Here is a 12,666-nt window from a genome sequence, read left to right on the forward strand (position 1 = left end):
CGACGGTGATCTTCTCGGGTACGCCATGCAGTCCGATGGCCTGTTCTAGGAAACGACGCGCGGCGGCGCGGTCTCTCTTGGCGCGCAGCAGAAAGTCAACTGTGTCACCGTCTCGATCCACGGCTCGGTACAGATACTTCCACTGGCCGGCGACCTTGATATAGGTTTCGTCCATTCGCCAACTCGTGCCCACAGGGCGTTTGCGCCGCCGGAACACCGACGCCAGTACGGGCAGGATCTTGATTGCCCAACGATGGACCGTGGCGTGATCGACAGATACGCCGCGCTCGGCCATCATCTCTTCAATGTGCCGCAGGCTCAGCGGATAGGCCACATACCACCGCACGCACACCAGCATCACCTCCAGCGGGTAATGCATCCGCTTGATCACCTTGCGCAGTGCCTCGATCACGATTTCGTCCAGTCAACAGTTCCGCATCAGCTTACCAACCTCGGCTTAGCGCGACAGAACCATCTGCGCCGACCAGGGCAGTGTTGGCCCAGATGAAGCGGCCTTGATGCAGCCGCGCGCGCTCAGGTAGATCCCAATGCTGTCATGCATGAGGACCTTCATGCGGTTGGCTCGCCGCTTGGCGAATACGAAGCGACTTCCCATTTCGGGCTACGGCATCGGAGTGCCAAGATTGGCGTTTCGGAAAGTCAATCTGCAACCACGTTGGAAGGAGAAGTCCCATGCGGAACATTACACGAGTCGACGTTGACTTGGCCAAGAATGTCATCCAAGTTCACGCCGGGTCGCAAGCTGCGCGAGCGCGGCTGCGACGCCCGCAGTATTTAGCTTGAGTAGAAGAACCAAATGAGACAAGTTACACAAAAGCGGCGTGTTCTCCGACATCGAATTGTTCTCGAAAATCCGACCGAACTCACGATTCAGAAGATCAAGATCTCACCCGCTGCGTTGCGAATCCGGGTTGCAGATTCATGAGCGCGCCGACGAATATCCGCGACGTTGTAGGCAAGGAGGCGGCCGTTTCGCTTCAAGATGCGGCCGTCGACCAACACGGTATCGACATTGGTGGCGCTGCCGCTTTGCACGATTGCGGTCTCGATATTGCCGATCGGCCACATGTTCAGGTCCTTGGTCCGCACCAGAATGATGTCGGCACGCTTGCCTTCGGTGATCGACCCGGTGACGTCGCCCAGGCCCATCGCCTTGGCGCCGTTGATCGTCGCCATCTCGATCACCTCCTGCACGCCGATGGCCTTCGCCTTTTCGCTCGGCGTCCCCGCCCATGGCACGCCAAGGTTCCAGGTGAAGCGCATCATCTCGAACATGTCCGGCGGCGCGATGGATGTGGCGTCGCTGGACAGCGAGAGCGTCAGGCCCGCCTCGCGCATCGCGAACAGTGAGGCGCGTGCATCGCCGGTGCCGCTGAGCCGAAGCTCTGAGTGCGTTGCAAAGGACAGCGGCGTCTTCGTCCGCGCCATCGCCGCCAGGTCGGCCGCGGTGGCGGGAATGTAGTGGGCGATCATGAAATCCGGCCCCAGGTAGCCGCGCCGTTCGTAATCGACGGCATCGACGTTGTTCGGCGCCTCCTGCGGCGCGTGGATCGCGACCGGCAGTCCGATGGCCTTGACGAACTTCATCTCCTCGTGGAAGACCGCGTCGGTGCTCTGCTGCGGGCCGCGCAGGTTCAACCCCAGATGCACCAGGCCCTCGAAGGGCGAACGTTCGCCGAACCACTCGCGCCGCACGCGCGCCAGGTCGTCGTAGCGGTTGACCTCGTCGACGGGCAGTTTGTCGATGTGGCCATAGGCGTAGCGGGCCCGCAGTAGCGCGTGCCGGTGCGCACGCAATTCGGCATCGGCATGGGCCGGGGAGCGCGTGTTGTGCGACCAGTTGTGCACAGTGGTGGTGCCGCCGTTCGCTAGTTCAGCGCAGCCCAGCAGCACGCTGTTGTAGAAGTCGTCGGGCGTATACAGGACCGAGGTCGCGCTCTTGGCGGGGTAGTACGAGAAGCCGCCATCGCGCGCGGTGAAGCTGCGGCCGATGGCGCTCCACATGTGATAGTGGGAATTGACGAAGCCCGGCATGACGATCATGTCGGTGGCATCGATGATCTCGGCACCGCCCGGTGCGCTCAGGCCTCGCCCGACCTTTTCGATCACGCCGTCGCGGACCCACACGTCGGCGCGCGGCAGCACGCCCTTCGCGCGGTCGACCGTGATGACCGCGCCGTTGCGGATCAGGTAGCTGCCGCGGCGAATGCCGGGCGATCCCGGCGCACGCGTCGTCCGGGCCGACACCGACGCCGAGCCGACGAGCGCCGGGGCACCGGTGGCGGCGACCATCAGAGCGCCGACAAAACGGGTGAAGTCTCTCTTGGTTGTTTTCATGTCTCGACCCAGTGATCCCAGTGGTTGAAATGGAAAGAAGAAACGGGTGCCCGGTCAATACGCCTTGAGAAGGAATGCCCCGGTCATCGCCAGCCCCGTCAACACGACGAAGCCGCGCACGACGTCGGGCTTCAGTCGCCGAGCAGCGGTTCCGCCGACATAGCCGCCGACCGTGGCGCCGAGGGCCATCCACAGGGCGTGCGTCCAGACGATCGCGCCGCTGGCCGCATAGATGGCCACGGCAATCAGCGTCAAGATCGCGGAGACAAAGTTCTTGATGCCGTTCATGCGCCCCATGTCCGTGTGCCCCAGTGCGCCGAGGACGGCGAGCAGCAGGATGCCGAGGCCACCGTTGAAATAGCCGCCATAGACGGCGACCGCGACGACGCCCAGGTCGGCAATCCACCGGCCCCGGGGTCTGGCGGCGGCGGGCTTGCGGCGCACCAGGCCGGGTCCGATGGCGAAGAGCAGCGTCGCGGCCAGCAGCAGCCACGGGACGATGCGGGCGAAGGCATGGTTCGAGGTCGACAGTAGCAGGGCCGCGCCGGCCGCGCCACCGAGCACCGACAGTACGCTCAGACGCTGGAGCGAGGGCGACATCGGGTCCGACAATTTCTTGCGCAGAGCCCAGGCGCCAGCCAGGTAACCCGGCAGCAGCGCGGCGGTCCCGGTGGCGTTGGCCGACACCAGCGGCACCCCGACCATCGCCAGTGCCGGCAGGGTCAGGAAGCTGCCACCGCCCGCCACGGCGTTGAGCGCGCCGGCCAGGGCCGCGGCGCCGCCGAGCAGCGCCCAGTCGAGCAGCATCACGGCTTGCGCGCCGGCAGTGACATGCGATCGGTGCGCAGCAGCGCCGCGAACAGCACCCCGACGGCCGCCAGCAGCGTGATCTGCACCAGCCCGGCCATGCTCCAGCCGAAGCGCGCGGCGATGCCGCCAATGATGAAGCCCGCGAACGCGCCCGCGCCGTACAGCGTGGTGACGAACACGCCCGTGGCGCGGTTGGTGAGCGAGGCCCGCACGGCCTTGATGTGGTAGGCGGCCAGGTTCACGTACAGCACGCCGCTCACCACAAAGCCCCAGGCGAAGGACAGCACCGACTGCACCAGCATGCCGGTCGGCCCCGAGAACAGCAGGAAGCCCAGCAGGCCTGTGCCCACGAAGCTCAGCGACAGCACGAGCTTGGGGTGGAAACGGTCGCCGAGCCAGCCGCCGAAGATGGACGCGAACACGCCGAAGCCGAAGATGCTCATGACGCGGCCGGTGTCCGCGGGCGTGTAGTGCAGATGCTCGCGCAGGAAGGTCGGGTACATGCCGAGGTAGCCGTAGATGCAGAGCCCGCCGATGACGCTCATCCCGGTCAACAGGACCGTGTTGCGGTTCCACAGGCTCGTGGCGCCGCGCTGGTCGTTGCGCGCATCAGCGGCCGACACGTTCTCGGTCATGCGCTTGCTCACGGTGAGCGCAATCACCGCCATGGCCGCAAAGCCCGTGACGCCGAACACCAAGAGCGGCAGGCGCCAGTCGCGCTCGGCGCCGATCAGGTGGCCGCCGAGCAGCGGCCCCACGATGGCCCCGATACCGAAGGAGAAGTTGATCGCCCCCACGGCGGTCGCCCGGAAGCGCGCGAAGTAGCTCGCGGCGATCGCGATCACCACCGTCAGCTGCATTGCCTCGCCGACGCCGGTGGCGGCCCGGTAGAGGATCATGTCGGCGAAGCCGTGCGAGTAGGCGGTCAGCAGCGTGCCGAGCGAGAAGATCGCGATGCCGATCTGCAGCACCGTCTTGCGCGACAGCCGCGCCAGCAGGTAGCCGGTCGGCACGCCGGCCACGGCCATGCCCAGCGTGAAGATGGTCGACAGCAGGCCGGTGTCGGCCAGGCCGAAGCCAAACTCCTTGCGCACGTCCGCGGCGATGAGCGGAAAGATCTGCCGGTCCATCGCGTTGAGCGCGTACGAGGCGAGCAGCACCAGGAACATGCCGATCTCCAGCGCGGTGATGGGCGCCTCGCGGCGCGCATCGCCGGCCGGGAAAATGACCGAGGTTGAGGAATGCACGTGTCGTCTCCTTCTCGTCGAGCGAGAAATCTATCTGTTTTTCGTTTTTCTGGAATCGCCGGCGGTGCGCCGGCGGGGATTCACGCCGGGGTGCGTGCGGCGCCGTACCAGTCGAGGATCTGCTCGCCGGTGAAGAAGGCCACGTCGTCGCGTGCCTGGATGTGCGCCAGCGCCTCGCGGAAGTAGCGCAGGCGGTGCGGCGCGCCCATGATGTACGGGTGCACCACCAGCGCCATCACGCGGGCCGAGTCCTTCGCGTCGGCATACAACTGCTCGAACTGGTCGATGGCGCGGTCGCGGTACTCGCTGGCCTTATGGTGCTGGATCAACATCATCGCCACGTCGTTGCACTCCTGCGTGTAGGGCACGTTCACGATCGATCCGCCGTTGCGCGTCTTGAGCTGCACCGGCTGGTCGTCGAGCACCCAGTCGCACACGTACTCGTAGCCCTGCTCGGCCAGGATGTCGGGCGTGTGCCAGGTCTCGGTGAGGCCCGGGCCGAGCCAGCCGCGCGGGCGCTTGCCGGTGTAGGCTCGGATGGCCTCGGTGGTCTTGGCGATGTCCTCGACCTCGTCCGGCACTTTCTGCATGTTGCGCTGTCCGAAGCCGTGGCCGATGAACTCCCACTGGCGTTCCTTCGCCGCCTTGGCGATGGGCTCGTAGGCCGCGATGGCCGAACCGTTGATGGCGAGCGTGGCGCCGATCCCGAGTTCGTCGATCACCTCCAGCATGCGCCAGAAGCCAACGCGGTTGCCGTATTCGTGCCAGGCCCAGTTCGGGATGTCGGGCATCGGCGAGCCGCCGGCCGGCGGCGTGAGCACGGTGCGGGGCATGGTCTCGTCGATGTTCCATTCCTCGACGTTGACGATGACCCAGACGGCCAGGCGCTTGCCGTCCGGCAGCTTGAGCGCGGGGCGTTCGGAGATGGCCGAGTACGAGATGCGTTCGAGTGGTTTCATGGTTTCTCCTGCTTTCGATGCGATGGCGGGCTCAGACGATTTCGACCTGCAAGGGGTCGAGTCCTTCGATGCGGCCGGTGAGTCGGTCGCCGCGCTGCACCGGGCCCACGCCCTCAGGGGTTCCGGTGAAGATCAGGTCGCCGGGCAGCAGACGATACTGCTTCGACAGCTCGCTGACGATCTCGTGCACGTTCCAGATCATCTTCTCGAGCACCGAATTCTGTTGCACGGTGCCGTTCACCGCGAGGCTCATCGCCCCCGAACGGATGTGGCCCACCTGCGCCACGGGATGGATGGGGCCGCAAGGCGCCGAATGGTCGAACGACTTGCCTTGTTCCCACGGCAGGCCGCGCTTGTTGCACTCGCGCTGGCGGTCGCGGCGGGTCATGTCGAGCCCGGCGGCATAGCCGAAGACGTGGTCCAGGGCCGCGTCGGGCGACACGTCCACCGCCTCGCTGCCGATGGCGACCACCAGCTCAAACTCGAACTGGAAGTCGTCGGTCAGCGTCGGGTAGGGTACGCGCCCGTCCGTGACCACGGCATCGGCCGGCTTCTGGAAGAAGAACGGCGGATCTCGCTCGTCGCCCTCCTTCATCTCCCGGATGTGGGCAAGGTAGTTGCGCCCCACGCAATAGACGCGCCGCACGGGAAAGGGCCGGTCGCTGCCGACGATGCCGATGGAGGTGGGTGTGACCTGCAGGGCTTCGGCGGCTTGCGCGGTGCCAGGGTTGGATGACATGAGGTTGTCTCTCTGGAGGGTTTGGAAAGGAGTGGCTAGAGTCTAGGAATGAGACCGCCCGGCCTCAACGCACAGGCTTGCGCAAAGATGTGCAATCCTTGCGGTCTTGTAATCGGCCCCTCCATGCAACCAGCGCCTTCCTCCACCCATCACACGCCCCGTGCCACCCCTGCGGCGCGTGCCGCCATCAGCAACTACACGATGTCGGCGCGGGCGCAGCGCGCCTACTTCGGCATCCACGACCAAAGCAATTGCCTGCCGAACCCAGTGCCGCATCGGCACGAGTACTTCCAGATCTACGTCAACACACGGGGCGAAACCACCCACTACATCGGCGGAGGCCAACGCCCCATCGGCCCCGGTACCGTGAGTTTCGTGCTGCCGTTCCTTGTTCACTACATACCGAACGCCGCCGACGGCGTGTTCCACGTGATCAACATCAGCAAGGACTACCTCCTGCCCTCGCTGGATCTCGACGTCTTTGAGCTGTCAGAAGTGCCGTTGTCGCGAGCGCCCGAACTGGCGCCGTTTCGCTTCCAGCATTGCCTAGACTTCCGATTCGACGCGGCTGAAACCCAGCACTTGCAGGATCTGTGCGAGGGCATGGCGCAGGAGGCACAGCGGCCGGCGGGCGAAGACACGGCCAGCCACTTGCTGATCCGCAGCCATCTGCTCCAGCTGATCGGCATGGTGTGGCGTCGCTACGGCGAGGAGTTCCGGCTCTGCGAAGCCCAGGGGGCGGTGCCGCAGTCGTACAAACAGGCCGTGCTGCGCTGCATCCGCTACATCACCCTGAATCTCGCGCAGGAACTGACCCTGGGCGATGCAGCACAGGCCAGCCATGTGTCGGCAACGCACCTGGCCCACCTCCTGAAGGGCGAAACCGGCAAGACTTTCCTGGAGCTCGTGACCGAACGGCGGATCGAACGGGCGAAGACGCTGTTGGTTTTTACCTCCGTCTCCGCGGCTGACATTGGAGAAAGCACCGGCTTCGGAGAACCGGCGCACTTTGCGCGTCGTTTTCGACAGATCGTGGGCTCGACACCTTCCGCATATCGACGGCAGTTTCAGCGGGCGGGGACCCGAACTTGGGATGAGTGAGCACGAGAGACGTGCAGTTGCTAGATTCGCCTGAGCTGTTCGTCCAGGCTGTCCGTCAGCATCGCCGGCAACCGGGATTTCGCGTCGCACATCGCAGTCTCCAGTTCGATGATGACGACTAGGTCACCACTCTGGCACTGCGCAGGTCGGGGCGGAAGGCACACCGTGAGGAAGGTGCCCATACCATCTGCAAAACGACTCAACGGTGTCCAGGGAACCTGGGGCGATTCAATGCTGACCTTTCGGCGGGCGTTTTTTCAACTCGCGCGAAGAGGAGTCAGTCGGTGCAACAGTTGTGGTTCCCAGATGTTCCGCACTTGCGATCAGTCCGCGTAGAAACACCAGAATCAGCCGTCCCGAGGGATCCGGACGAGTGGTCATCCTCTGCAGTGCCAGCCCATGCGATAGGGCCATGAAGGCAGCGGCCAGTTCGTTCGATGCGGCCGAAGGCCTGCGCCCGAGCTTGTTGAACAGCTGGTCGATCACGCCGCCGATCTCGGACCGGTGTTTGTCCCACACCTTCTGGTACTCCGCAGCGAACGTTTGACTACGGTTGGCATGCAACTGCAGTTCGATGGAAAGCATGCACCAATCGGCATCGTGATTGAGCGTGGAAGCCCAGGCTTCCAGTTCGGCAAGCACCTGCTCGGGCTCTTGTCGGTCGTTGCCCATGACCTTGGAAAGCTGCGTCGCTTCCGCTTCCATATGCCGTCGCAGTAACTCCAGCAGGACGTCTTCCTTGCTCGAGAAGTTCGAATAGAAGGCGCCTTGGGAGTAGCCCGCCTTGTCCGCGATGTCGCGGATTGACGCGCCCCCATACCCGTTCGACACAAACAAGTGCTGCGCGGTTTCGATCAGACGCTCGCGCGTCTGCGCCCGGCTTTGCTCGCGGGTCAGGCGCTGTCTTGCTGTCGTTGGGCTCATGCCCCAGAAGATATCACATGAACTTTGGATATCGACTGGCGGGGCGCGCTTCCGAGAGCACGGCTGAATGCGGCGGCGTTCAAATATCACTTGATATTTCAAAATGGTATGGGTACATTCAAAGCTCATCTGATCTTTGACATTCAATCGATATGGAAAAAACCAAGAGCCTAAGGTCCGCGTTTGTCACCGGCGCCACCGGCCTTCTCGGCAACAACCTTGTGCGCGAGCTTGTCGTGCGAGGCGTCTCTGTCAAGGCCCTCGCCCGCTCGAAGGCCAAGGGTCAGCAACAGTTTGCAGGGGTGAAAGGCGTCGAATTGGTGCCGGGGGACATGGCGGATGTACCCGCTTTCTCCAACGCACTGCAAGGATGCGACGTGGTGTTCCATACCGCCGCGTTCTTCCGGGACAACTTCAAGGGCGGCAGCCACTGGGAAGAGCTCAAGCGCATCAATGTGGACGGCACGCAGCAGCTCATCGAGCAGGCATACGGTGCCGGCATTCGGCGCTTCATCCAGACCTCATCCATCGCGGTGCTGAATGGCGAGCCGGGCATGCCCATCGACGAGACCTGTCTGCGTGACCTGGCGGATGCCGACGACGACTACTACCGCAGCAAGATACTGGCCGATCAAGTCGTGTCGGCCTTTCTTGCGACGCACCCGGACATGCACGCGAGCTTTGTCTTGCCAGGATGGATGTGGGGGCCCGCTGATATCGGCCCTACCTCGTCAGGACAATTTGTCAACGATGTGGTGCTTGGAAGATTGCCCGGGTTGCTGCCTGGCAGCTTTTCCGTTGTCGATGCCCGCGATGTGGCAAGGGCGCAAATTTCGGCCGCGGAGCACGGGCAGCGTGGCGAACGCTATCTGACCGCCGGCCGCCACATGACGATGCAGGAATTGGTGCCCTTGGTGGGGAAGATCGCGGGCATCAAGACGCCGACACGCAATTTGCCCTTTCCACTGTTGTATCTCTTGGCGGCGGTACAGGAACTCTACGCGCGGATCAGCGGTAAGCCTATCTTGCTCAGCTTGGCTACTGTGCGGCTGATGCGCAAGGAGGCGGGGCGCAGTCATTTCAATCACACGAAGAGCGAGCAAGAACTTCAACTGAAGTTTCGCCCGATTGAGCAAACCGTCGCCGATACGGTCGCCTGGTATCGCAGCAATGACTGGCTGCCAAGCGTGTCGAACCAATAGCGTCAAGTCGACGGCTTCGTCGCCCCTTGCAACGGGCGTGAGCCACCAAACCAGACATGTGCGGCGCACCCATTCGAGCACCTCTGCGCTTTGCGACCACCCAAATCGAGTCCTCAACGAGGGAAAGACCGTGACGAACAGATTGATCTTGAAACTCTTGATAGCCTTCGGGGCTGTCTTTTTTGTCGCGGCAGCGCCGCAGAAGTCGGCAGCGCAGGGCATCCCTTCGGTCAAGACCGCAGACAGCATGGCCGAGTTCTGCAGAAAAGGACAGGCGGAGTACCCAGGAGGCATCGCTCGCATGCATCCTTCGTTCAAATTCAACATCTGTTGGTGGCTCGAGGATGCCGGCATCGAAGCAAGCACGTTCGACGAAATCGTTGGAACGTTGCCAGAACACGCCGGGCCGTCGCAGGCGATCTGGCAAGCGACTTTCAGCAAGCCCGCTCAGGTGCATTTGGAACGAGCCCGCGTGGCCGAAGAGCGGGGCGACAACACTGCCGCATCGGCCGAATACAAGAAGGCCGCTTTCTATCTACGGATGAATCGGCTTCCCAAGCGTGTCCCCACCGCGGATCTGCAGGCGACCGAACGAGCCCATGCGATCCTGGGAAAGCCGCTGCAACGGATCACCTTCAAGACCGGAGAGAAAGAATTCATCGGCTACTTCCGAGCACCGTCGACACGACGCAGCAGCAACGAGAAGCTGCCGGTGCTGGTTATTCTCGGCGGTCTTGATAACTTGAAGACGGAGATGATCCGGCATAGCGACTACTTCATGGGGCGCGGGTTCGCAACCATCATTGTGGAAAATCCGGACACCGGGGAGAACCAGCTTGGATTCCGTCCGGAGTCCTCTGTGATGTTTGACGCTGTTGCCGACTACATCAAAACCCGCAGCGACCTGGACTCAAATCGAGTGGCCGTGTACGGCTGGAGCATGGGAGGCTATTTGGGAACGCTGGGGGGACTGAGGAACGACTTCTACAAGGCGATTGTCAATATAGGCGGCCCTAGCGATTCGAGCTTTGGGCAAGCGCATTGCAAGATGGCTCCTGCATGGATCGTCGCGCCCTACACCGTGTTTGCGAACATGAATCCGCAGACGACACCTCGTCAAGCGATGTGCGACTACTACGAAGCCTTCCAACTCTCACGTCAATTGAAGATGCCGACTGCAGTGCAGTTGCGTAAACCCATTCTCATGGTGAACGGCGCCCATGAAGATCTCGTCTCCAGAGAGGAACCTGCATCTCTTAAGGCTCTGGGCTTCAATGTGACGCAACTGGTATTTGGGGATGATGGCCACACGGCGGAGTCGAACATGCGAGAGCACTTCGAGTTCACCGCGAACTGGCTGATGCGGCGGCTGAAAATGGGAAGGTGATCTGACCGCTTCCACTCGCCTTCGCCCAGCATCTTCACGCCGGTGCTGTCGATAAGCAGATGCGGTCTCGCTACTGCGGCGCGCTGCGATGGCCACACTCAGCGTTTTCTGGCGCCGCGATAGGGTGCTGTAGTCGGGCACGCTTCAGTTCGGCCGGGCCAGCTTGACCATGCACTTGGCCAGGGCCGTGGCCTGGCGCAGGCCAAACATGCACTTCAAGGTCAGGCAGAACTGGATCGCAGTATCGTTAAATACAGCGAACCGACTTGCCCGACCACTGGGAGGCGTCCTCTGCGGACCGGCCAGCCACTATGTGGCGATCAGCTCGCTTGTCCTGCGAGCGGCACGTCAACCCCGTCAAGGGGTGACATCTGAAGCGAAAGATCGAACAACCTGGCTTTGCCGGCGTAGTAGCGATCAAGTCGCCACTCTTTCAGGATCTCGACGGCGAGGTCGAACATGTCGAAGTCGAGCTCATACAGGGATGCAAGCTCGAAGCTGCGGTCAGATTCGAGCGCAAGCACCAACTGTGAAAGTACCACTGCGGACTGTCCGTCCGGATTTCGTTCAATGAAGCGACGGGCGCGATAGATCGCATTCATCACTTCCTCCCAGTTTTGAGAGATCGCGATTGTGGCTCGATCCGCACCCCGGTGGGGAAAGACCACGACGCCCCCGCGCTGGCCGACTGTGAATGCTCCCGAAGCCGCATCGCTGATCCTTCTGCTCTTGGTTGCATGGGAGCTTCGTGCGGCGACGCGTTTCGATGCTGCGGTTGCCGCGCCATGTGTCGGAGTTTCCGGTTCCGCGCGAGGAGCGCATCCGGGTCCATCGATTGCTTGGCATCGTGCTTTGGCACGAGGAAATGAGCGTTGCACTTCCCGACACCGCCTGCGAGCACCTCGCGGAGATCGCGCCCCAAGACTTCGATCGTCAATTTCCGATCTGGTTGCGTCTCGCTGGCAGCCCGGGCTGAACTGGCGATCAGCGCGGTCTTCGGGTTCCATCGATCGACCAGGACGGCGCCCGCGAGCTGTCGACGCGCCCACGCGCACCAGATTTAACGCAACTTAACTTGAGTCGGCGCAGCCGGGCGGAGATGATGTGCCCTTCATGTCCACGCTCAACTGGGGTTTACTGCGCTTGGAGCTGGGTCACTTCCCAAAGAGACGGCTACATCATCAGCCGATTGACCGCGTGCCCATGGTCTCGTTCGAGCACTTCGCGCAGGTTGTTCGGGCCGCACAAATGACCCGCGCCGCACAAGACAAGAGTGCGCTCCGGCGATTTCGCCGCCCGAGCGATGATCGCAGCCCACTTCCGATTTCGTGTTTCGAACAGGGCTCGACGCATTGCTTCCGTCGTCCCGACCTTTGTGAGCGCCTCGAGCTTCGCGAGGTCGTGCACCCTCCACGCTCGGGCCTTGGCCTCAAAATCTCTCTGAGCCTCAAATCGCTGCTGGAGTGCGAACCGGATCGAAAAAATGAGGTCGTCCAGCGGAATGTCGTTGGCGGCGTGTACGAAATCCTCCGCTGTTTCAAGTTCCAGGACATCGCCTGACGACCCGAGCCAAGCTCTCACCGTTGGCTCAACGCCTTCGACGCGGGACAGCCCGATCGAGTTCACAACGAGGCATACCCCAAGTAGGCTGCAGCGATCGATGTCGCCAAGCGCGGCATGTGGCCAAACCCGATCGACTTCCTGGCGCAGGTCGGAGGAAAGATGCCCCGGCTTGAACCGAGCAGGCAACCTCACCAGCTCACCGGCCTTTTCCACCTTCGTCTCGATGTAGATCTTCTCCGCCCAATCGAATATGCGGCGGACGGGATCGATCCACCTTTGTTGGCCAGGCGGAAAGAAATGCAGCGTTCCAAGTATCCGCGTGCCAGTGCCCGCAATTTCGTACAGCATGCTGTCTCCAAAGTTCAGCGGCAGCCTA

13 protein-coding genes and 1 pseudogene are annotated in these 12,666 nt (G+C 62.7%); 4 read left to right on the plus strand and 10 right to left on the minus strand.

Going from position 1 to position 12,666, the window contains the following annotated elements; genetic code table 11:
* The 6 genes from AC1D2O_RS33365 to AC1D2O_RS33390 form a co-directional block, all read right to left on the minus strand.
* Positions 1–379, minus strand: a 379-nt coding sequence (locus AC1D2O_RS33365; protein ID WP_478158613.1) for an IS6 family transposase, incomplete at its 3' end; no start/stop codon positions are given.
* Positions 380–891: 512 nt separating this feature from the next.
* Complete coding sequence (locus AC1D2O_RS33370) at positions 892–2,358, minus strand: amidohydrolase family protein (protein ID WP_478158602.1); 1,467 nt, start codon at positions 2,356–2,358, stop codon at positions 892–894.
* 54 nt (positions 2,359–2,412) lie between these two features.
* Positions 2,413–3,162 (minus strand): sulfite exporter TauE/SafE family protein, encoded by a 750-nt coding sequence (locus AC1D2O_RS33375; RefSeq protein ID WP_478093271.1) that lies wholly within the window; start codon positions 3,160–3,162, stop codon positions 2,413–2,415.
* A gap of 2 nt (positions 3,163–3,164) precedes the next feature.
* Positions 3,165–4,415: an MFS transporter gene (locus tag AC1D2O_RS33380; RefSeq protein ID WP_478093267.1), complete on the minus strand. Its 1,251-nt coding sequence runs from the start codon at positions 4,413–4,415 to the stop codon at positions 3,165–3,167.
* An 80-nt stretch (positions 4,416–4,495) separates the two neighbouring features.
* Positions 4,496–5,374: a polysaccharide deacetylase family protein gene (locus tag AC1D2O_RS33385; RefSeq protein WP_478093265.1), complete on the minus strand. Its 879-nt coding sequence runs from the start codon at positions 5,372–5,374 to the stop codon at positions 4,496–4,498.
* A 31-nt stretch (positions 5,375–5,405) separates the two neighbouring features.
* Positions 5,406–6,113, minus strand: coding sequence for a fumarylacetoacetate hydrolase family protein (locus tag AC1D2O_RS33390; protein ID WP_478158603.1), 708 nt, complete (start codon positions 6,111–6,113; stop codon positions 5,406–5,408).
* Positions 6,114–6,236: 123 nt separating this feature from the next.
* On the opposite strand from AC1D2O_RS33390, the gene AC1D2O_RS33395 reads away from it, so the two are divergent.
* Positions 6,237–7,214, plus strand: a complete 978-nt coding sequence (locus AC1D2O_RS33395; RefSeq protein WP_477650293.1) for an AraC family transcriptional regulator — start codon at positions 6,237–6,239, stop codon at positions 7,212–7,214.
* Between the two features lie 228 nt (positions 7,215–7,442).
* On the opposite strand, the gene AC1D2O_RS33400 is transcribed toward AC1D2O_RS33395, so the two are convergent.
* Positions 7,443–8,285 (minus strand): TetR/AcrR family transcriptional regulator, encoded by an 843-nt coding sequence (locus AC1D2O_RS33400; RefSeq protein WP_478158604.1) that lies wholly within the window; start codon positions 8,283–8,285, stop codon positions 7,443–7,445.
* 5 nt (positions 8,286–8,290) lie between these two features.
* Here AC1D2O_RS33400 and AC1D2O_RS33405 point away from each other — a divergent pair, with 5 nt between their 5' ends.
* Positions 8,291–9,340: an SDR family oxidoreductase gene (locus AC1D2O_RS33405; RefSeq protein WP_477650295.1), complete on the plus strand. Its 1,050-nt coding sequence runs from the start codon at positions 8,291–8,293 to the stop codon at positions 9,338–9,340.
* Between the two features lie 130 nt (positions 9,341–9,470).
* Positions 9,471–10,727 carry an alpha/beta hydrolase family protein gene (locus AC1D2O_RS33410; protein ID WP_477650296.1) on the plus strand — a complete coding sequence of 419 codons (1,257 nt, stop codon included), beginning with the start codon at positions 9,471–9,473 and terminating at the stop codon, positions 10,725–10,727.
* Here AC1D2O_RS33410 and AC1D2O_RS33415 read toward each other — a convergent pair.
* Both AC1D2O_RS33415 and AC1D2O_RS33420 read right to left on the minus strand, forming a co-directional pair.
* Positions 10,724–10,871, minus strand: a pseudogene (locus AC1D2O_RS33415) (transposase); the annotation flags it as partial. The gene AC1D2O_RS33410 and the pseudogene AC1D2O_RS33415 sit on opposite strands and share 4 nt — an antisense overlap.
* A 176-nt stretch (positions 10,872–11,047) precedes the next feature.
* Positions 11,048–11,329, minus strand: a complete 282-nt coding sequence (locus tag AC1D2O_RS33420) for a hypothetical protein (RefSeq protein ID WP_478158605.1) — start codon at positions 11,327–11,329, stop codon at positions 11,048–11,050.
* A 164-nt stretch (positions 11,330–11,493) separates the two neighbouring features.
* Between AC1D2O_RS33420 and AC1D2O_RS33425 the strand changes: the two genes are divergently transcribed.
* A complete protein-coding gene (locus AC1D2O_RS33425; protein WP_478089528.1) occupies positions 11,494–11,703 on the plus strand; it encodes a hypothetical protein in 210 nt (69 codons plus the stop codon).
* A 197-nt stretch (positions 11,704–11,900) separates the two neighbouring features.
* Here the strand turns inward: AC1D2O_RS33425 and AC1D2O_RS33430 are convergent, their stop codons facing one another.
* Positions 11,901–12,638 (minus strand): TraB/GumN family protein, encoded by a 738-nt coding sequence (locus AC1D2O_RS33430; RefSeq protein WP_478089527.1) that lies wholly within the window; start codon positions 12,636–12,638, stop codon positions 11,901–11,903.
* Positions 12,639–12,666 lie beyond the last annotated feature (28 nt).

It is taken from the genome of Variovorax sp. P1_G12, assembly GCF_056405555.1.

Bases quoted from the DNA above. Each gene is read 5' to 3' on its own strand.
- AC1D2O_RS33370 (WP_478158602.1), bottom strand. From the start codon at position 2,358: ATGAAAACAACCAAGAGAGACTTCACCCGTTTTGTCGGCGCTCTGATG.
- AC1D2O_RS33385 (WP_478093265.1), bottom strand. From the start codon at position 5,374: ATGAAACCACTCGAACGCATCTCGTACTCGGCCATCTCCGAACGCCCC.
- AC1D2O_RS33390 (WP_478158603.1), bottom strand. From the start codon at position 6,113: ATGTCATCCAACCCTGGCACCGCGCAAGCCGCCGAAGCCCTGCAGGTC.
- AC1D2O_RS33395 (WP_477650293.1), top strand. From the start codon at position 6,237: ATGCAACCAGCGCCTTCCTCCACCCATCACACGCCCCGTGCCACCCCT.
- AC1D2O_RS33405 (WP_477650295.1), top strand. From the start codon at position 8,291: ATGGAAAAAACCAAGAGCCTAAGGTCCGCGTTTGTCACCGGCGCCACC.
- AC1D2O_RS33420 (WP_478158605.1), bottom strand. From the start codon at position 11,329: ATGAATGCGATCTATCGCGCCCGTCGCTTCATTGAACGAAATCCGGAC.
- AC1D2O_RS33425 (WP_478089528.1), top strand. From the start codon at position 11,494: ATGCTGCGGTTGCCGCGCCATGTGTCGGAGTTTCCGGTTCCGCGCGAG.
- AC1D2O_RS33430 (WP_478089527.1), bottom strand. From the start codon at position 12,638: ATGCTGTACGAAATTGCGGGCACTGGCACGCGGATACTTGGAACGCTG.